General features: G+C 45.3%; 1 protein-coding gene. It reads right to left on the reverse strand.

Annotated features, from left to right (window positions below; translation table 11 throughout):
- Window positions 1–52 precede the first annotated feature (52 nt).
- Window positions 53–834: L-serine ammonia-lyase (locus tag R7Z50_RS26180; protein WP_318149568.1), on the reverse strand; the 782-nt coding region annotated here is incomplete at its 5' end.

Genomic DNA, 834 nt, shown 5'->3' on the forward strand with positions numbered 1-834 from the left:
ATGAGTATGCTTTTTTCATATCACTACCATAAAATCCATTTGAGTAGTGATATTAACATATGTTTATGATTGCCAAACCACCTAGAGATGTCTCGCGATATTTCTTATTCATATCTTTACCAGTTTGGTACATGGTTTCGATAACTTTATCTAATGAAATAAGACATTTGCTAGTGCGCTTTAGTGCCATTCGTGATGCGTTAATCGCTTTTACTGCGCCCATCGCATTGCGTTCAATACAAGGCACTTGAACCAGTCCCCCTATTGGGTCGCAGGTCATACCTAGAGAGTGTTCCATTGCAATTTCAGCTGCGATACAAATTTGCTCGTTGCTGCCTCCTCGCAAGGCGGTTAGGCCAGCCGCTGCCATAGAAGAGGAAACTCCCACCTCACCTTGACAGCCCACTTCCGCCCCAGAAATGGACGCGTTGGTTTTGTATAAAATACCAATCGCTCCAGCAACGGCGAGAAAGTCTTTTAATTGCTTAAGGTCCAGCTCTGTGATGAATCGATGGGAGTACATCAATACTGCTGGGATAACGCCTGCGGCACCGTTAGTTGGTGATGTGACGACTTGCCCGCCTGCCGCGTTCTCTTCACTGACTGCAAAGGCAAACAAGTTAATCCAGTCCATGATCTCCATTGGATCATTTTCTACTGCTGCATTCGCTTCTAGTTTTTTCAACAGATTCGGAGCTCGGCGAGTGACGTTCAAGCCCCCTTCAAGGATCCCTTCAGTATCGAAACCACGCTGCATGCACAGTGACATCACTTTCCAAATTTGTTCAGCTCTTTGGTCAATTTCTTCTTGCTCTCGAAATGCCAGCTCATTTT

This window comes from Vibrio sp. 1249-1, from assembly GCF_033340495.1.